An 18,835-nucleotide genomic window follows, 5' to 3' on the forward strand; every position below is an offset into this window, starting at 1 on the left:
AGCACCGGACAGTCACAGCACGTACTCACTGAGTCACTTCTCACAGTACGCAAGCACGGCCACGCTGAGTGACGTGAACCAGAACTCCGCCGAACTCACGACTCACGCCCGCAACTTCAGCGTGCAGCTCTCCCCCACGCCCCGCGGTGCCCGTCTCGCCCGTCTGCTCGCGACGGAGCAGCTCCGTGCCTGGGCACTCCCGCTGGACCCCGCACGGCAACTCGTCGCCGAGCTGGCGGCGAACGCAGCGGACCACGGCCGCGTTCCCGGCCGCGACTTCCGGCTCGCGCTGTACGTCGTCGGCGCGGTCCTCCGCATCGAGGTGACCGACACCCGTGGGCAGGACCTGCCCCGGCCCCAAGTTCCCGCTTCCGACGCGGAGTCCGGCCGTGGGCTGCTGCTGGTGGAGGCGCTGGCGGACCGTTGGGGCGTGACCGAGGGGCGCTTCCCGCGCAAGACCGTCTGGGCCGAACTGCGCTGCACACCACCGCAACCCACGTTGTGAGGTCAGGTCCGGGAGACCTTCCCGCAGTCGTCCGGCTCGCTCCCCGTGAGGGGGCGGCTGCGGTCGTAGGGGTCGGCCAGCGGGCCGGTGGCGCGTTCTCCGCCGGGGTCCTCGTCGCCGAAGCCGGGGTGCAGGTAGCCGTCGTGGATGCCGCAGCTGGTGTTGCCGTACTCGGAGAAGTACCGCTCCACCAGCAGCTTGCCCTCGGTCACCTCCCACCGGGCCGGGTCGTTCAGGGTCAGGGTGAGCACGCGGCGGATGATGGTGCGCGCCACCGGACCGTCCTGGTCGTTGGCCCGCACCCGCGGGTAGACGAAGGTGTAGTCCGCGTCGACCTTCACGACGCCGGGTTCGCCCGCGGCGAGCGTCATGCGGCCGCGGACCTTGACGGCGTCGCCGGCCGGGCGGGTCTCGTGCGGGTCGAAGCGGGTGAAGAGTCTCAGCGGGTCGTGGTCCTCGTCCGGCCGGCTGAGGGAGCGGCGCAGCTTCGGCAGCAGTTCCGGCTGCTTCGGGTCGAGGACGTCCAGCGCCTCGTCCGGGTGCTCCCCGCGCAGTACGCCGGCGTCCAGATTGGCGGCGACCAGGAGTTCCTTGGTGCGGCGCAGCGCGAACGCCACGTCCGTCTCGCTCATGCCGGACAGCGCCTTCGCCTCCGGCACCTCGATGGCGTCGGCGCCCTCGGCCCACCGCTCGGCAGGTGAACCGCGGAACGGATGGTCGCGGGTGGCCCGCGCCGACCCGGCGGGCTCGGCGGGGGCACCGGTGGGGCGGCCCGTCTCCGCCGCGAGCGGAGTCGCGGAGCCGTCGTCCCCGCCGCCGGGCAGCCGGTCCAGGACCAGCGAGGGCCGTACGGCGACGACCGCGAGGACCGCCAGCGCCAGCACGCCGGCGACCGCCCACGTCCGGCGGCGGCGAGGACGACCGTCCCTCTTCGGCGCCGGCCGCGGGGTACGCCGTGCCGCCGCCGTCTCCTCCTCGCGCAACCGCCGGGCCACCATCCGTGCCCGCGCCGACGGCTCCTTGGGCGCGGAGGCACTCCCGCCCTCGGCGGCCTCCCGCAGGAATGACTCCAGCTCCTCGTCGGAGAGGGAGGAGGACGGATCGTCGCCGGAACGGTCGGGGGGTGGGAGGGGGCTCACGGGCTCACTTTCCGGGTGGCGGTGTCGGCGATCAATCGTGCCGCCATGTGAAGGAAAAGTGCCGCCCGGTGTCGTAATTCGTGACCGAACCTGTATGTCCCGCTCGGCGCCGACTCGCGTCAGGCCCTCCGACACCTCAGCACGGCCGGCGCCCTACGGCGAGTCCCGGCCACCGCCGTCGCTGTGACGACCCGCATCAACCAGACTCAGCTCTCCGGCTCCCCTTCGGCGTCCACGAACAGCTCGGCGGCCGACGCCGCCGTGATCGCCCGGGTGAACCATGCACCCAGCACTTCGAGATCGCCACAGCTCAGAATGCACGCCCGCTCGTCCTCGGACACCTGGATTCCCCGGTTCCGCAGCAGCAGCAGAATGTCCTCGGCGCGCCCAGCCACACGCCCCTCCTCGCGCCCTTCCTGGCGCCCTTCCGAACGCCCTTTCTCACGCCCTTCCGCCCGAAGGTTCTGCGCGGTCTCCGACTGGAAGAAGGAGAGGTCGGCGGCCATGATCTGCCTCCAGAGATTCGCGGCCGGCGTCGTGCCGAGGCCTTGTTCCATGTAGACGGCGAACTTGCTTGCGGTTTTCTCGTCGTCGGCCGACAGGTCTTTCAGTGCCGTCCCCAGCGCTTTCAGTATGGCACCGGCGTCCGGATCCCGGCGGCGCAGAGCCGCGGAGAGGACGGTCAGCGGAATGTCCCGCGCCGCCTCCTCGGAGCTGCGGATCACCGGCAGGCTGTCCGGCCCCAGGACCAGGGGGCGCACCGTGAGCGAGGGCCACTGCGGAGGGCCGATGTCCACGTGCTGACTCGCCCAGGCCGCGGTGCGGCGGTCGGCGCAGACGACCAGGAGGACCGGCGGCAGACGGTACTTGGCGTGCAGGTACGAGGCGTAGTACGCCCAGCTCGCGGGCTTCTTGGGGTCCGGGGCGCTCTGGGACTCCACGGCGAGGAGGAAGCCGGCGCCGCCCTCGGTGTCCAGGCGCAGGAGTGTGTCCACGCGCCGTTCGAGCGGGCGGTTCTCGGTGAGGTCGGTGGGGAGAGGGCCTGCCGAGACCGGGGCGTCGAAGGTGATGCCGATGCTCTTGACCGCTCGTACGAAGAGGGCCGGATCCTCCTGGAAGATCCTGTGCAGCGCCTCGTGAGGTGAACTGACCATGTGTCAGACGATAGATGCCGCCTGGCAACCCATCGCGACATATGCCAGTACGTCCTGCAAACGGGTGAACAGCACCCCGATGGCGGTTGACGTCGCGTTCCGCCTCCGGCGCGACCCGCGGGCCCCCACGCGAAAGGGCCCGCACGACCGAAGTCGTGCGGGCCCTCTCAGGCATCAGCCCATGCCAGTCAGTCGACCGACAAGCAAGCGGTGCTTACTTGTTGATCTTGGTGACCTGGCCGGCGCCCACGGTCCGGCCACCCTCGCGGATGGCGAACTTCAGGCCCTCTTCCATGGCGACGGGCTGGATGAGCTCCACCTTCATCTCGGTGTTGTCACCCGGCATGACCATCTCGGTGCCCTCGGGGAGGGTCACGACGCCGGTCACGTCCGTCGTACGGAAGTAGAACTGCGGACGGTAGTTGTTGAAGAAGGGGGTGTGACGGCCACCCTCGTCCTTCGACAGGATGTAGGCCTGGGCCTCGAACTCGGTGTGCGGGGTGACCGAGCCGGGCTTGATGATGACCTGGCCGCGCTCGACGTCCTCGCGCTTGATGCCGCGGAGCAGCAGACCGACGTTCTCACCGGCCTGACCCTCGTCCAGCAGCTTCCGGAACATCTCGATGCCCGTGACCGTGGTCGTGGTCTTGTCCTGCTTGATGCCGATGATGTCGACGGTCTCGTTGACCTTGAGGACACCACGCTCGATGCGGCCGGTGACGACCGTACCGCGACCGGTGATGGTGAAGACGTCCTCGATCGGCATCAGGAACGGCTTGTCGATGTCGCGCGCCGGCTCCGGGATGGCCTCGTCCACGGCCTTCATGAGCTCGAGGACCGAGTTGCCCCACTCCTTGTCGCCCTCGAGGGCCTTCAGGGCGGAGACCTTGACGACCGGCAGGTCGTCGCCCGGGAACTCGTACTCGGAGAGGAGCTCACGGACCTCGAGCTCGACGAGCTCCAGGATCTCCTCGTCGTCCACCATGTCGGCCTTGTTCAGGGCGACGACGATGTACGGAACGCCGACCTGGCGGGCCAGGAGGACGTGCTCCTTGGTCTGCGGCATCGGGCCGTCGGTGGCGGCGACCACGAGGATGGCGCCGTCCATCTGCGCGGCACCCGTGATCATGTTCTTGATGTAGTCCGCGTGACCGGGGCAGTCGACGTGCGCGTAGTGACGCGTCTCCGTCTGGTACTCGACGTGCGCGATGGAGATGGTGATACCGCGCTGGCGCTCCTCGGGCGCCTTGTCGATCATGTCGAAGGCCGAGGCCTCGTTCAGGTCCGGGTACGCGTCGTGCAGCACCTTGGTAATGGCGGCCGTGAGGGTCGTCTTACCGTGGTCGATGTGACCGATGGTGCCGATGTTGACGTGCGGCTTAGTCCGCTCGAACTTCGCCTTCGCCACTGGGGTCCTCCTGTGGAGTGGTTCTGTACGCCTTACTCATCGGCGCCAGGTGATCTTTGCTGGAAAGCCCGGGTGCCGGGGGCATTCCACCGGGTTCGCGGCGGAATGCCCCATGCAGGCTCCGGGGTCAAGCCTAAAGCGTGAGCACGGGGTCCGTTGAACGGAGGAGTCCGTTACTCGCCCTTGGCCTTCGCGATGATCTCCTCGGCGACGTTCCGGGGAACCTCGGCGTAGGAGTCGAACTGCATCGAGTAGCTTGCGCGACCCGACGTCTTGCTGCGGAGGTCTCCGACGTAGCCGAACATCTCCGACAGCGGCACGAGGCCCTTCACGACGCGGGCACCCATCCGCTCCTCCATGGCCTGGATCTGGCCACGGCGGGAGTTGATGTCACCGATGACGTCACCCATGTAGTCCTCGGGCGTGGTGACCTCGACGGCCATCATCGGCTCCAGGAGCACGGGGGAAGCCTTGCGCGCGGCCTCCTTGAAGGCCTGCGAACCGGCGATCTTGAAGGCGAGCTCGGAGGAGTCGACCTCGTGGTAGCCACCGTCGATGAGCGTGACGCGGACGCCCGTCATCTCGTAGCCGGCCAGGATGCCGAACTGCATGGCCTCCTGGGCACCGGCGTCCACCGAAGGGATGTACTCCTTCGGGATGCGGCCGCCGGTCACCTTGTTCACGAACTCGTACGACGCGTCGCCGCCGGTGATCGGCTCGATCGCGATCTGCACCTTGGCGAACTGACCGGTACCACCGGTCTGCTTCTTGTGGGTGTAGTCCACGCGCTCGACGGTCTTGCGGATCGTCTCACGGTAGGCGACCTGCGGCTTGCCGACGTTGGCCTCGACCTTGAACTCGCGCTTCATCCGGTCGACGAACACCTCGAGGTGCAGTTCGCCCATACCGCCGATGATGGTCTGGCCGGTCTCCTCGTCCGAGTGCACCTGGAAGGAGGGGTCCTCCTCGGCCAGGCGCTGGATCGCGACGCCGAGCTTCTCCTGGTCGCCCTTCGACTTGGGCTCGATGGCGACCTCGATGACCGGCGCCGGGAAGTCCATGGACTCCAGGATGACCGGGTTCTTGTCGTCGGACAGCGTCTCACCGGTGGTGGTCTGCTTCAGGCCCATGACGGCGACGATGTCACCGGCGCCCGCCGACTCGATCTCCTCACGCTTGTTGGCGTGCATGCGGTAGATCTTGCCGATGCGCTCCTTGCGGCCCTTGACCGAGTTCAGCACCGCGGTGCCGGAGATCAGGCGGCCGGAGTACACCCGGAGGAAGGTGAGCTTGCCGAGGTGCGGGTCGCTCATGATCTTGAACGCCAGCGCGGCCAGCGGCTCGTCCTCGGACGGCTTGCGCGTGATGACGACCTCGGGGTCCTTGACGTCCTGGCCCTCGATGGCCTCGACGTCGAGCGGGGTCGGCAGGTAGCGCACGACCGCGTCGAGCAGGGGCTGGACACCCTTGTTCTTGAACGCGGTGCCGCAGAACACCGGGGTGACCGTGGTGTCCGCCGACTTGCCGGAGGTGATGGTGACGCGGCGGATCGCGGCGTACATCTGCTCCACGGTGGGCTCCTTGCCCTCCAGGAACAGCTCCATGATCTCGTCGTCGTTCTCCGCGACGGCCTCGACCAGCTTGCCGTGCCACTCCTCGGCGGCCTCGGTGTGCGTGTCGGGGATGTCGACGGTCTCGTACATCTCGCCCTTGGCGGCGTCCGCCGACCAGACGTACGCCTTCATGCGGACCAGGTCCACGACGCCCTGGAAGTCGGCCTCGGCACCGATGGGGAGCTGCATGACGAGCGGCTGGGCGCCCAGGCGGCCCGAGATCATCTCCACGCAGCGGTGGAACTCGGCGCCGGTACGGTCCAGCTTGTTCACGAAGCAGATGCGGGGCACGCCGTAACGGTCGGCCTGACGCCACACCGTCTCGGACTGCGGCTCGACACCGGCGACACCGTCGAACACGGTCACGGCACCGTCGAGCACGCGCAGGGAGCGCTCCACCTCGACGGTGAAGTCGACGTGCCCGGGGGTGTCGATGATGTTGATCGTGTAGTCGTTGTCCTCGAGCGGCCAGTGACAGGTGGTGGCAGCGGACGTGATCGTGATGCCACGCTCCTGCTCCTGCTCCATCCAGTCCATCGTGGCGGCGCCGTCGTGGACCTCACCGATCTTGTACGACACACCGGTGTAGAACAGGATCCGCTCGGTGGTGGTCGTCTTGCCCGCGTCGATGTGGGCCATGATCCCGATGTTGCGGACCTTGGCCAGGTCAAGTGAAGTGGTAGCCATAAGGCTTCAGTCTTCTCTCGGTCTCGATGTGGGTAGCGACTACCAGCGGTAGTGCGCGAAGGCCTTGTTGGACTCGGCCATCTTGTGCGTGTCCTCGCGCTTCTTCACAGCGGCACCCAGGCCGTTGGAGGCGTCGAGGAGCTCGTTGAGCAGACGCTCGGTCATGGTCTTCTCGCGGCGGGCGCGGGAGTAGCCGACGAGCCAGCGCAGCGCGAGGGTGTTGGCGCGACCGGGCTTGACCTCGATCGGCACCTGGTACGTCGCACCACCGACGCGGCGGGACTTGACCTCGAGGGTCGGCTTGATGTTCTCCAGCGCGCGCTTCAGCGTGATGACCGGGTCGTTGCTGGTCTTCTCACGCAGACCCTCCATGGCGCCGTAGACAATGCGCTCGGCGGTGGAGCGCTTGCCGTTCATCAGCACCTTGTTGATGAGGGAGGTCACCAGAGGGGAACCGTAGACCGGGTCGATGATGACCGGGCGCTTCGGGGCGGGGCCCTTACGAGGCATTTCTACTTCTCCTTCTTGGCGCCGTAGCGGCTGCGGGCCTGCTTGCGGTTCTTGACACCCTGGGTGTCGAGCGAGCCGCGGATGATCTTGTAGCGAACACCGGGCAGGTCCTTCACACGGCCGCCGCGCACGAGCACGATGGAGTGCTCCTGCAGGTTGTGCCCCTCACCCGGAATGTAAGCGGTGACCTCGATCCCGCTGGTCAGACGCACACGCGCGACCTTACGCAGGGCCGAGTTCGGCTTCTTCGGGGTGGTCGTGAACACACGCGTGCAGACGCCACGACGCTGGGGCGAACCCTCGAGTGCGGGCGTCTTGTTCTTCTCGACCTTGTCCTGCCGGCCCTTGCGGACCAGCTGCTGGATCGTAGGCACTACTTCTCCGGTTTCTGTGTGCCGAATGGTGAAGCTAACCTGGAACGTCACCGACCCACGCGGTCGGGTGTGTCGAAGCCGCGAGCCCCTGCCGCCAGGCGGAAGGAAAGCGCGGATTGCGGTGGCCGGTCACGGCCTCCGATGCGGTTGTAGGCACGCGCGGAGGCCAGGGCACACCCCAGGCACAAGGTCTGAGCGTACCTATCGCATTCGCTGCGGTCAAAACAAATGGGCGAGACCGGCTCCCGCACCCGTTTCCCGCCGTTCTGCCCCGATCGACCGCGCCGCTACGCCTCTACGGGGGGGATCTCAGGCCCGCGGCAACGGTACGCGCGGCTCGTCCGGCTCCGGGACGTGCGCCGTGCCCTTCGTGACCGCCGCGCCCTCCGTACCCGCTGTGTCCGCTGTGTCCGCTGTACTCGCCGTGTCCGCCGTGTCCGCGCGGACGAAGTACGTCGGCCGGTTCTGCACCGCCGTGTAGATGCGCCCGACGTACTCGCCGAGCAGGCCGACGCAGATCAGCTGCACGGCACCGATGAAGACCACGCCGGTGAACAGCGAGGTCCAGCCGGGGACGGTGCGGCCCAGCGCGAAGGCGGTCAGCGTGTAGACCAGCAGCATCAGGCAGACCACGAAGGCGCCGGCGCCCAGCCAGGTGGCGATGCGCAGCGGGGCCGCGGAGAACCCGGTGACGCTGTCGACCGCGAGCCGGATCATCCGGCCCAGCGGGTACTTGGTGCGGCCCGCCGGGCGCGGAGCGCGCTCGTACCGCACCTCCCCGCTGGGGAACCCGAGCCACGGCACCAGCAGCCGGTACACCCGCTGCTGGTCGGGCAGGGCCTTCAGGGCGTCCACGGCGGCCCGGCTGAGCAGCCGGAAGTCCCCCGCCTGGGCCGGGACCGACGGACCCGCCAGGCGCCGCATGAGGCGGTAGTAGACGCCCGCGGACCACCGCTTGAACCCGGAGTCGCTGCTGCGGTCGGCGCGCACGCCGTAGACGATGTCGAGCCCCTCCGCGCGGGCCAGCGCCAGCATGTCGGGGATCTTCTCCGGCGGGTCCTGGAGGTCGGCGTCCAGGCTCACCACGTACGCGCCGCGCGCCCGGTCCAGGCCCGCGGTGAGGGCCGCCTGGTGGCCGGAGTTGCGCCGCAGCGCCACCACCCGCAGCTCCGGCCAGCCCAGCCGGAAGGCGGCGAGCAGCTCCGCCGTGCGGTCGCCGCTGCCGTCGTCCACCGCCACGACCTCGTGGGGGACGCCCAGCTCCGCCAGGACCGGGCGGACTCGGCTGACCAGCGCGGGCAGGACGTCCTCTTCGTTGAACATCGGGATGACGACCGACAACACGACCGGTTCGTGCCGCTCCGCGTCCCGCTCCTCCGGCACCGCGCCTCCCCTCCCCGTGACCTTGAGTACAGATGTGCGACTCTTGTGCGATCTTATGGCAGCGCTGGACGCGTGAGGGTGGCCCGAGGGGGATGACAGCCATGGAAACGGCTGCCGGCGACACGATGACCGACGGGCCGACCGGCACGGCGGACGAGGGGCCGGGCGACCGCCCGGACCGCTCCTGGCGGACCTGGCCCCCGGCCCTGCCGCCCGGCGCCCGGCCCTACCTGAACCCGCTGCTCCTCTACGGTGTCACGAAACTCGTCGGCCTCGGCGTCTTCGCCGCCCTGCTCACCTACGCCGGGGACTTCCGCGAGAAGAACCCGCGCTTCGGCGGCGGCGCCCACTGGTGGGACGTCCTGGGCACCTGGGACGGCTGGTGGTACCTCCAGGTCGCCGAGCACGGCTACCACCCCACCCCGCTGATCCCTCTCGAACCCGGCGGCCTCTTCACCGTCCAGCAGAACTCGGTCGCGTTCTTCCCGCTCTACCCGGCCCTGATCCGCATGGTCTCGGAGACCACCGGCCTCGGCCTGTACGGCTCCGGGATCCTGGTCTCCGTCGTGTCGTCCTTCGTGGCCGCGGCCGGCATCTACGCCGTGGTCTCGCTGCTCGCGGGCGCCCGGGCCGGCACGGTCGCCGCCGGGCTGTGGGCGGTGGCGCCGGGCGCGGGCGTCGAGTGGGCCGTCTACTCCGAGTCGCTGTTCGTCGCCCTCGCCGCCTGGACCTGCTACGCCGTGATGACCCGGCGCTGGCTGACCGCCGGGCTCCTCGCCTTCACCGCCGGCCTGAACCGCCCCACCTCCGCCGTCCTCATAGGCGCCGTGGGCCTGGCCGCGCTGGTCGCGCTGGCCCGTCCCGCGACCCGGCGCGAGCACGGCGTACGCGGCCCGGTGTACGCCATGGTCGTCGCGCCGCTCGGCCTGCTCCTCTACGTCGCCTGGGTCGGCTGGAGCAGCGGCGAGGCCATGGCGTACTTCAGGCTCCAGCGCGAGGGCTGGGCGCACTACTTCGACTTCGGCGCCTACACCTGGGACGTGCTGCGCAACCTCGCGGTGGGCCGCGGCGACTACCCCTTCGCCTTCTCCACGCCGGACCTGCTCTCCCTCCTCCTGGTGCTGGCGCTGCCCTTCCTCCTCGCCCTGATGCTGCGCAGGAGGCCGCCGCTGGTGCTCGTCGCGTACACCCTGGCGACGATCGTCACGGTGCTGGGCACCCAGCAGATGTTCGGCAACACCATGCGCTACCTGCTGCCCGTCTTCCCCCTCCTGCTCGCCCCGGCCGCGGCCCTGGCCCGCCAGAAGCTGCCCGCCCTCGCGGTCTTCTTCACCACGGCGGCACTCGCCTCCGGCTGGTACGCCCACTACGTCATCTTCGAGCTGGGCGTGCCGTAGCCGACCGGCGGCAGCGGGATCAGACCGGCCGCCGCACCGGACTCGGCCGGCAGCGCCCTGGCGGCGCGCCCCTGTCCGCAGGACCCCCGGCCCCGCATGCCGAAGGGCGGCCACCCCGCGTGGGGTGGCCGCCCTTCGTTCAAGCTGCCCGACTACGAGCTGCCCGTCTCCGGGCTGCCCGCCTACTGGTTGTACGGACCGTAGTCGTAGTCCTCCAGCGGAACGGCCTGGCCGGAGCCCGTGCCGAACGGCGAGTAGTCGATGTCGTCGTAGCCGACGGCCGAGTACATCGCGGCCTTGGCCTCCTCGGTCGGCTCGACCCGGATGTTGCGGTAGCGGGACAGGCCCGTACCGGCCGGGATGAGCTTACCGATGATGACGTTCTCCTTGAGGCCGATGAGGCTGTCGGACTTGGCGTTGATCGCCGCGTCCGTCAGCACTCGGGTCGTCTCCTGGAAGGAGGCGGCCGACAGCCAGGACTCCGTCGCCAGCGAGGCCTTGGTGATACCCATCAGCTGCGGACGACCGGAGGCCGGGTGACCGCCCTCCTGGACCACGCGACGGTTCTCGGTCTCGAACTTCGTGCGCTCGACCAGCTCGCCGGGCAGCAGCTCGGCGTCGCCGGACTCGATGATCGTCACGCGGCGCAGCATCTGCCGGATGATGATCTCGATGTGCTTGTCGTGGATCGACACGCCCTGCGAGTTGTAGACCTTCTGGACCTCGCCGACCAGGTGGACCTGGACGGCACGCTGACCCAGGATGCGCAGCACGTCGTGCGGGTTGGTGGCACCCACGGTGAGCTTCTGGCCCACCTCGACGTGGTCGCCCTCGCCCACGAGCAGACGGGCACGCTTCGAGATCGGGAACGCCGTCTCGTCGCTGCCGTCGTCCGGGGTGACGACCAGCTTCTTGGTCTTCTCGGTCTCCTCGATCCGCACGCGGCCGGAGGCCTCGGAGATCGGGGCGACACCCTTCGGGGTACGGGCCTCGAAGAGCTCGACGACACGCGGCAGACCCTGCGTGATGTCGTCACCGGCCACACCACCGGTGTGGAAGGTACGCATCGTCAGCTGGGTGCCGGGCTCACCGATGGACTGGGCGGCGATGATGCCGACCGCCTCACCGATGTCGACCAGCTTGCCGGTGGCCAGCGAGCGCCCGTAGCACATGGCGCAGGTGCCGACCTGGGACTCGCAGGTCAGGATCGAGCGGGTCTTGACCTCCTCGACGCCGTGGGCGACCAGGGCGTCGATCAGGACGTCACCGAGGTCGACGTTGGCCGGCGCGATCACCTTGCCGTCGATGACGACGTCCTCGGCGAGCATGCGGGCGTAGACGCTGGTCTCGACGTCCTCGGTCTTGCGCAGCGTGCCGTCCGCGTCGCGCGAGGCGATCGGCAGCTTGAGGCCGCGCTCGGTGCCGCAGTCCTCCTCGCGGATGATGACGTCCTGGGAGACGTCGACCAGACGACGCGTGAGGTAACCCGAGTCGGCGGTCCGCAGAGCGGTGTCCGCCAGACCCTTGCGGGCACCGTGCGTGGAGATGAAGTACTCCAGCACGGACAGGCCCTCACGGAAGGAGGCCTTGATGGGACGCGGGATCGTCTCGTTCTTCGCGTTCGACACCAGACCACGCATACCGGCGATCTGACGCATCTGCATCATGTTGCCTCGTGCACCCGAGTTCACCATCATGGAGACCGGGTTGGTCTTCGGGAAGTTGTCGTTCATCGCCTCGGCGACCTCGTTGGTCGCCTTGGTCCAGATCGCGATGAGCTCCTGCGTGCGCTCTTCCTTGGTGATCAGACCGCGCTCGTACTGCTTCTGGACCTTCTCGTCCTGCGCCTCGTAGCCCTTGACGATCTCCTTCTTCGCGTCGGGAACGACGATGTCGGAGATGGCGACGGTGACGCCGGAACGGGTGGCCCAGAAGAAGCCGGCCGCCTTCAGGTTGTCGAGCGTCGCCGCCACGATGACCTTCGGGTAGCGCTCGGCGAGGTCGTTGACGATCTCGGAGAGCTGCTTCTTGCCGACCTCGTAGTCGACGAACGGGTAGTCCTCGGGCAGCAGCTCGTTGAAGAGCGCACGGCCCAGCGTGGTCTTCAGGGTGAAGGTGTCACCCTGCTGCCACTCCGGCTCACCCTCCTCGCGGACCGGGGGTTCGAAGCCGCGGGGCGGGATGGTGCCCACCGGGAAGCGGATGTCGACCTTCGCCTGCAGCGTCAGGTCTCCGGCGTCGAACGCCATGATCGCCTCGGCGACGGAGCCGAAGGCACGGCCCTCACCCTTGGGGCCGCGCCCCTCGGAGTCGGTGGTGAGGAAGAACAGACCGAGGACCATGTCCTGGGTCGGCATCGTCACCGGACGGCCGTCGGCCGGCTTGAGGATGTTGTTCGAGGACAGCATCAGGATGCGGGCCTCGGCCTGCGCCTCCGCGGACAGCGGCAGGTGCACGGCCATCTGGTCGCCGTCGAAGTCCGCGTTGAACGCGGTGCAGACGAGCGGGTGGATCTGGATGGCCTTGCCCTCGACCAGCTGCGGCTCGAAGGCCTGGATGCCGAGGCGGTGCAGGGTGGGCGCACGGTTCAGCAGGACCGGGTGCTCCGCGATGACCTCTTCGAGCACGTCGTACACGACCGTGCGGCCGCGCTCGACCATGCGCTTGGCGCTCTTGATGTTCTGCGCGTGGTTCAGGTCGACCAGGCGCTTCATCACGAACGGCTTGAAGAGCTCCAGCGCCATCGCCTTCGGCAGACCGCACTGGTGCAGCTTGAGCTGCGGACCGACGACGATCACGGAACGCGCGGAGTAGTCCACGCGCTTGCCGAGCAGGTTCTGGCGGAAGCGGCCCTGCTTGCCCTTGAGCATGTCGGACAGCGACTTCAGCGGGCGGTTGCCGGGGCCCGTGACCGGGCGGCCGCGGCGGCCGTTGTCGAAGAGCGCGTCGACGGCCTCCTGGAGCATGCGCTTCTCGTTGTTCACGATGATCTCGGGCGCGCCGAGGTCGAGAAGCCGCTTCAGGCGGTTGTTGCGGTTGATGACGCGGCGGTACAGGTCGTTCAGGTCGGAGGTCGCGAAGCGGCCACCGTCCAGCTGCACCATCGGACGCAGGTCCGGCGGGATGACCGGCACGCAGTCGAGCACCATGCCCTTGGGGCTGTTGCTGGTCTGCAGGAACGCGGAGACGACCTTGAGGCGCTTGAGCGCACGGGTCTTCTTCTGGCCCTTGCCGGTGCGGATGATCTCGCGGAGGCGCTCGGCCTCCTCGTCGAGGTCGAAGGACTCCAGGCGCTTCTGCAGCGCGGCGGCGCCCATCGAGCCGTCGAAGTAGGTGCCGAAGCGGTCGCGCAGCTCGCGGTAGAGCAGCTCGTCGCCCTCCAGGTCCTGGACCTTGAGGTTCTTGAACCGGTTCCACACCTCGTCGAGGCGGTCGATCTCGCGCTGCGCACGGTCGCGCAGCTGCTTCATCTCGCGCTCGGCACCCTCGCGCACCTTGCGGCGCACGTCGGCCTTGGCGCCCTCGGCCTCCAGCTCGGCGAGGTCCGTCTCGAGCTTCTTGGCGCGGGCCTCCAGGTCGGAGTCGCGGCGCTGCTCGATCTGCTGGCGCTCGACGGAGACGTGGGCCTCCAGCGAGGGCAGGTCGCGGGTGCGGCGCTCCTCGTCCACGAACGTGATCATGTACGCGGCGAAGTAGATGACCTTCTCGAGGTCCTTCGGCGCCAGGTCGAGGAGGTAGCCCAGGCGCGACGGGACGCCCTTGAAGTACCAGATGTGGGTGACGGGAGCGGCCAGCTCGATGTGGCCCATCCGCTCACGGCGCACCTTGGCGCGAGTGACCTCGACGCCGCAGCGCTCGCAGATGATGCCCTTGAAGCGGACGCGCTTGTACTTGCCGCAGTAGCACTCCCAGTCCCGGGTCGGACCGAAGATCTTCTCGCAGAAGAGTCCGTCCTTCTCGGGCTTGAGGGTGCGGTAGTTGATGGTCTCGGGCTTCTTGACCTCGCCGTGGCTCCACTGACGGATGTCGTCAGCGGTGGCCAGACCGATCCGGAGCTCGTCGAAGAAGTTGACGTCGAGCACTATGCGTCAATCCCTCTCAGGGTTGTAAGTCTGTGGTCTGAAACGGGGGTCGCGGGATCGGCGGGGCCTTCGGGCGGAAGGCCCCGCCTGACTCCCGTCAGACCTCTTCGACGCTGCTCGGCTCGCGCCGGGACAGGTCGATGCCGAGCTCCTCCGCCGCGCGGAAGACGTCCTCGTCGGTGTCACGCATCTCGATGGACATGCCGTCCGAGGACAGCACCTCCACGTTGAGGCACAGGGACTGCATCTCCTTGATGAGCACCTTGAAGGACTCGGGGATGCCGGGCTCAGGGATGTTCTCGCCCTTGACGATGGCCTCGTAGACCTTCACGCGGCCGGTCACGTCGTCGGACTTGATGGTCAGCAGCTCCTGGAGGGCGTACGCGGCGCCGTACGCCTCCAGCGCCCACACCTCCATCTCACCGAAGCGCTGGCCGCCGAACTGGGCCTTACCACCCAGCGGCTGCTGGGTGATCATCGAGTACGGGCCGGTCGACCGGGCGTGCAGCTTGTCGTCGACCAGGTGGTGGAGCTTGAGGATGTACATGTACCCGACCGAGATCGGGTCCGGGAACGGCTCACCGCTGCGGCCGTCGAACAGCCGCGCCTTGCCGGACGGGAGCACCATGCGCTCGCCGTCGCGGTTCGGGATGGTGTGCTGGAGCAGGCCGGCCAGCTCGTCCTCGCGCGCACCGTCGAAGACCGGGGTGGCGACGTTGGTGCCGGGCTCGACCTTGTCGGCGCCGATGCCCTGGAGGCGCTGCGCCCACTCCTCCGCGAGGCCGGAGACGTCCCAGCCGCGGCTGGCGAGCCAGCCGAGGTGGATCTCCAGGACCTGTCCCGGGTTCATGCGGGACGGGACACCCAGCGGGTTCAGGATGATGTCGACGGGCGTGCCGTCCTCCAGGAACGGCATGTCCTCGATCGGGTTGATCTTGGAGATGACGCCCTTGTTGCCGTGGCGGCCGGCGAGCTTGTCACCGTCGGTGATCTTGCGCTTCTGCGCCACGTACACGCGCACCAGCTGGTTGACACCGGGGGGAAGCTCGTCGCCCTCCTCGCGGTCGAAGACGCGGACGCCGATGACCTTGCCGATCTCGCCGTGCGGCACCTTCAGGGAGGTGTCGCGCACCTCGCGCGCCTTCTCGCCGAAGATCGCGCGGAGCAGGCGCTCCTCGGGGGTCAGCTCGGTCTCGCCCTTGGGCGTGACCTTGCCGACGAGGATGTCGCCGGCGACGACCTCGGCACCGATGCGGATGATGCCGCGCTCGTCGAGGTCGGCGAGGACCTCCTCGGAGACGTTCGGGATGTCCCGGGTGATCTCCTCGGGGCCGAGCTTGGTGTCACGGGCGTCGACCTCGTGCTCCTCGATGTGGATCGAGGAGAGGACGTCGTCCTGCACGAGGCGCTGCGACAGGATGATCGCGTCCTCGTAGTTGTGGCCCTCCCACGGCATGAACGCGACCAGCAGGTTCTTGCCGAGCGCCATCTCGCCGTTCTCGGTGGCCGGGCCGTCGGCCAGGACCTGGCCCTCGATGACCCGGTCGCCCTCGGCGACGATGACCTTCTGGTTGACCGAGGTGCCCTGGTTGGACCGGGAGAACTTGGCCAGGCGGTACGTGATGTACGTGCCGTCGTCGTTGGTGGTGGTGATGTAGTCCGCGGAGACCTCCTGGACCACACCCGGCTTCTCGGCCTTGACCACGTCGCCGGCGTCGGCGGCGGAGCGGTACTCCATGCCGGTGCCGACCAGCGGGGACTCGCTCTTGATGAGCGGCACCGCCTGGCGCATCATGTTCGCGCCCATGAGGGCACGGTTGGCGTCGTCGTGCTCCAGGAACGGGATCATCGCGGTCGCGACCGACACCATCTGGCGCGGCGAGACGTCCATGTAGTCGACGTCGTCACCGGGGACGTAGTCGACCTCCCCGCCACGGCGGCGGACCAGGACGCGGGCCTCGGCGAACCGCAGGTCGTCGTTGAGCGTGGCGTTGGCCTGCGCGATGACGAAGCGGTCCTCCTCGTCGGCGGTCAGGTAGTCCACGTCGTCCGTGACCTGGCCCTCGACGACCTTGCGGTAGGGCGTCTCGATGAAGCCGAACGGGTTGATCCGGCCGTACGAGGCGAGCGAGCCGATCAGACCGATGTTCGGGCCTTCGGGCGTCTCGATCGGGCACATGCGGCCGTAGTGCGACGGGTGCACGTCGCGGACCTCGAAGCCGGCCCGCTCACGGGAGAGACCACCCGGGCCGAGGGCGTTCAGACGACGCTTGTGCGTCAGCCCCGACAGCGGGTTGTTCTGGTCCATGAACTGGGACAGCTGGCTGGTGCCGAAGAACTCCTTGATGGAGGCGACGACCGGCCGGATGTTGATCAGGGTCTGCGGCGTGATCGCCTCGACGTCCTGGGTGGTCATGCGCTCGCGCACGACGCGCTCCATACGGGCGAGACCCGTGCGGACCTGGTTCTGGATCAGCTCGCCGACGTTGCGGATGCGGCGGTTGCCGAAGTGGTCGATGTCGTCGGTCTCGACGACGATCTCCCGGCCCGACTCGCCGACCGTCTCGGTCTCACCGGCGTGCAGCTTCACCAGGTACTTGATGGTGGCGATGATGTCGTCGCTGGTGAGCACGCCGGCGTCCAGCGGCTCTTCGGCGCCGAGCTTCTTGTTCACCTTGTAGCGGCCGACCTTGGCGAGGTCGTAGCGCTTCGGGTTGAAGTAGAGGTTCTCGAGAAGCGTCTGCGCCGCCTCGCGCGTGGGGGGCTCACCCGGACGCAGCTTGCGGTAGATGTCGAGCAGCGCGTCGTCCTGGCCCTGGGTGTGGTCCTTCTCCAGGGTGGCGCGCATGGACTCGTACTCGCCGAACTCCTCCAGGATCTGCTCGGTCGTCCAACCGAGGGCCTTGAGGAGGACGGTCACGGACTGCTTGCGCTTGCGGTCGATGCGCACACCGACCATGTCGCGCTTGTCGATCTCCATCTCCAGCCAGGCACCCCGGGACGGGATGATCTTGGCCGAGAAGATGTCCTTGTCGGACGTCTTGTCGATGGAGGAGTCGAAGTAGACGCCCGGCGAACGGACCAGCTGCGACACGACGACACGCTCGGTGCCGTTGATGACGAAGGTGCCCTTGTTGGTCATGAGCGGGAAGTCGCCCATGAAGACCGTCTGGGACTTGATCTCGCCGGTCTCGTTGTTGGTGAACTCGGCGGTGACGAAGAGCGGGGCCGCGTACGTGAAGTCGCGGTCCTTGCACTCGTCGATGCTGTTCTTCGGGGGCTCGAAGCGGTGGTCGCGGAAGGTCAGCGACATCGACCCGGAGAAGTCCTCGATCGGGGAGATCTCCTCGAAGATCTCCTCCAGACCGGACTTGGTGGGGACGTCCTGACCTGACTCCAGAGCCGACTCGACGCGAGCCTTCCAGGCGTCGTTGCCGAGCAGCCAGTCGAAGCTCTCGGTCTGCAGCGCGAGGAGGTTCGGAACCTCGAGGGGCTCCCTGATCTTTGCAAAGGAGATGCGCAGCGGGGCGGTGCTGGCAGCGTTGTTCGTATTCGCGGTCGAGGCATTGCGCGAGGCGGCCAAGAGGGGGTCCTTCCGAGGGCTCGGACTCACTACGCGCGTACCGGCCCCTCTTCCGTGCACGAAGACAGGGGGTGCCTGATGTGGCTAAAGAGCCAGGTCAGGCATGCTCTGGTCGTCAGTGCTCGGGCGAGGGCAGACCCCTGGTGACGGGCAGGGGGCAGCTAACAGGCAGCGCAAAGGGTCAGTGTAGCCACTTGGCACACTGATGTCCAGTGCGGTTCTCGGGGACCGTGTTCACTCCTCGTTGTTCTCACCACCTGTGCGGCAAGGCCTCGCCCTCAACGCACCCAGATACTGCCCTCTTCGCCGTCGATCCATGCCTCGGATTCGGATCCTTTGACGACGCCCTGAGAATTGCGCGCTGCGTGCGGTTCGTCAAGGCCCCCCTTGGCCCGAACCGGTTGCCTCCAGCGGCTCTCAGGGCCCCGGAGACGGCACGACGAAGATCACCATACTCTTCACCGTCACGCGTGCAAGGCAGCCGCCGCCGGACCCCGGATACGCCGAAGAGCGACCACCCGGATGGATGATCGCTCTTCGGTGCTACGGCGTTACAGACCCTGACGGATCCGTGGGGCCGGTGCGGTCTTACTTGACCTCGACGGAGGCGCCGGCGCCCTCGAGGGACTCCTTGGCCTTCTCCGCGGCGTCCTTGGCGACCTTCTCGAGGACGGGCTTCGGGGCGCCGTCCACGAGGTCCTTGGCCTCCTTCAGACCCAGGGAGGTCAGCTCGCGCACGACCTTGATGACCTGGATCTTCTTGTCGCCGGCGCCGGTGAGGACGACGTCGAACTCGTCCTGCTCCTCGGCGGCCTCGGCGGCGGCGCCACCAGCGGCACCACCGGCGACGACGACCGGCGCGGCAGCGGCGGCGGTGACGTCGAACTTCTCCTCGAAGGCCTTCACGAACTCGGAGAGCTCGATGAGGGTCATGTCCTCGAACTGGGCGAGCAGGTCGTCCTGGCTGAGCTTCGCCATGATGGCGGTCCTTCCACTAATT

12 protein-coding genes are annotated in these 18,835 nt (G+C 68.2%); 2 read left to right on the forward strand and 10 right to left on the reverse strand.

Annotated elements, in window-relative coordinates:
• The first annotated feature begins 73 nt into the window (after positions 1-73).
• The gene (locus IG94_RS0132605) at positions 74-505 is read left to right on the forward strand and encodes an ATP-binding protein (RefSeq protein WP_031045690.1); all 432 of its coding nucleotides are present in this window, start codon (positions 74-76) and stop codon (positions 503-505) included.
• Positions 506-507: 2 nt separating this feature from the next.
• Here IG94_RS0132605 and IG94_RS0132610 read toward each other — a convergent pair whose 3' ends face one another.
• From IG94_RS0132610 to IG94_RS0132640, 7 genes are all read right to left on the reverse strand, one after another.
• The gene (locus IG94_RS0132610) at positions 508-1,644 is read right to left on the reverse strand and encodes a hypothetical protein (protein WP_031045693.1); all 1,137 of its coding nucleotides are present in this window, start codon (positions 1,642-1,644) and stop codon (positions 508-510) included.
• A 206-nt stretch (positions 1,645-1,850) separates the two neighbouring features.
• Positions 1,851-2,798 (reverse strand): RpnC/YadD family protein, encoded by a 948-nt coding sequence (locus IG94_RS0132615; protein WP_031045694.1) that lies wholly within the window; start codon positions 2,796-2,798, stop codon positions 1,851-1,853.
• 214 nt (positions 2,799-3,012) lie between these two features.
• Positions 3,013-4,206, reverse strand: coding sequence for an elongation factor Tu (tuf, locus tag IG94_RS0132620; RefSeq protein WP_031045706.1), 1,194 nt, complete (start codon positions 4,204-4,206; stop codon positions 3,013-3,015).
• Between the two features lie 173 nt (positions 4,207-4,379).
• Positions 4,380-6,506 carry an elongation factor G gene (gene fusA / locus IG94_RS0132625; protein WP_031045721.1) on the reverse strand — a complete coding sequence of 709 codons (2,127 nt, stop codon included), beginning with the start codon at positions 6,504-6,506 and terminating at the stop codon, positions 4,380-4,382.
• A gap of 39 nt (positions 6,507-6,545) precedes the next feature.
• Entirely contained in the window at positions 6,546-7,016 is a 471-nt protein-coding gene (rpsG, locus tag IG94_RS0132630) for a 30S ribosomal protein S7 (RefSeq protein WP_031045724.1), read from the reverse strand.
• 2 nt (positions 7,017-7,018) lie between these two features.
• The gene (gene rpsL / locus IG94_RS0132635; RefSeq protein ID WP_003948652.1) at positions 7,019-7,390 is read right to left on the reverse strand and encodes a 30S ribosomal protein S12; all 372 of its coding nucleotides are present in this window, start codon (positions 7,388-7,390) and stop codon (positions 7,019-7,021) included.
• A 309-nt stretch (positions 7,391-7,699) separates the two neighbouring features.
• Positions 7,700-8,773 (reverse strand): glycosyltransferase family 2 protein, encoded by a 1,074-nt coding sequence (locus IG94_RS0132640; RefSeq protein ID WP_078892519.1) that lies wholly within the window; start codon positions 8,771-8,773, stop codon positions 7,700-7,702.
• A 101-nt stretch (positions 8,774-8,874) separates the two neighbouring features.
• On the opposite strand from IG94_RS0132640, the gene IG94_RS0132645 reads away from it, so the two are divergent.
• Positions 8,875-10,170 (forward strand): glycosyltransferase family protein, encoded by a 1,296-nt coding sequence (locus tag IG94_RS0132645; protein ID WP_031045730.1) that lies wholly within the window; start codon positions 8,875-8,877, stop codon positions 10,168-10,170.
• Between the two features lie 182 nt (positions 10,171-10,352).
• Here IG94_RS0132645 and IG94_RS0132650 read toward each other — a convergent pair whose 3' ends face one another.
• The 3 genes from IG94_RS0132650 to rplL all read right to left on the reverse strand — a co-directional run bounded on the left by IG94_RS0132650 (position 10,353) and on the right by rplL (position 18,813).
• A complete protein-coding gene (locus tag IG94_RS0132650; RefSeq protein ID WP_031045732.1) occupies positions 10,353-14,252 on the reverse strand; it encodes a DNA-directed RNA polymerase subunit beta' in 3,900 nt (1,299 codons plus the stop codon).
• Positions 14,253-14,349: 97 nt separating this feature from the next.
• A complete protein-coding gene (rpoB, locus tag IG94_RS0132655; RefSeq protein ID WP_031045735.1) occupies positions 14,350-17,835 on the reverse strand; it encodes a DNA-directed RNA polymerase subunit beta in 3,486 nt (1,161 codons plus the stop codon).
• A gap of 588 nt (positions 17,836-18,423) precedes the next feature.
• Positions 18,424-18,813: a 50S ribosomal protein L7/L12 gene (gene rplL / locus IG94_RS0132660; RefSeq protein ID WP_031045738.1), complete on the reverse strand. Its 390-nt coding sequence runs from the start codon at positions 18,811-18,813 to the stop codon at positions 18,424-18,426.
• Positions 18,814-18,835 lie beyond the last annotated feature (22 nt).

It is taken from the genome of Streptomyces olivaceus (assembly GCF_000721235.1).
GTDB lineage: Bacteria > Actinomycetota > Actinomycetes > Streptomycetales > Streptomycetaceae > Streptomyces > Streptomyces olivaceus.

Bases quoted from the DNA above. Each gene is read 5' to 3' on its own strand.
- IG94_RS0132615 (WP_031045694.1), bottom strand. From the start codon at position 2,798: ATGGTCAGTTCACCTCACGAGGCGCTGCACAGGATCTTCCAGGAGGAT.
- fusA (WP_031045721.1), bottom strand. From the start codon at position 6,506: ATGGCTACCACTTCACTTGACCTGGCCAAGGTCCGCAACATCGGGATC.
- rpsG (WP_031045724.1), bottom strand. From the start codon at position 7,016: ATGCCTCGTAAGGGCCCCGCCCCGAAGCGCCCGGTCATCATCGACCCG.
- IG94_RS0132645 (WP_031045730.1), top strand. From the start codon at position 8,875: ATGGAAACGGCTGCCGGCGACACGATGACCGACGGGCCGACCGGCACG.
- rplL (WP_031045738.1), bottom strand. From the start codon at position 18,813: ATGGCGAAGCTCAGCCAGGACGACCTGCTCGCCCAGTTCGAGGACATG.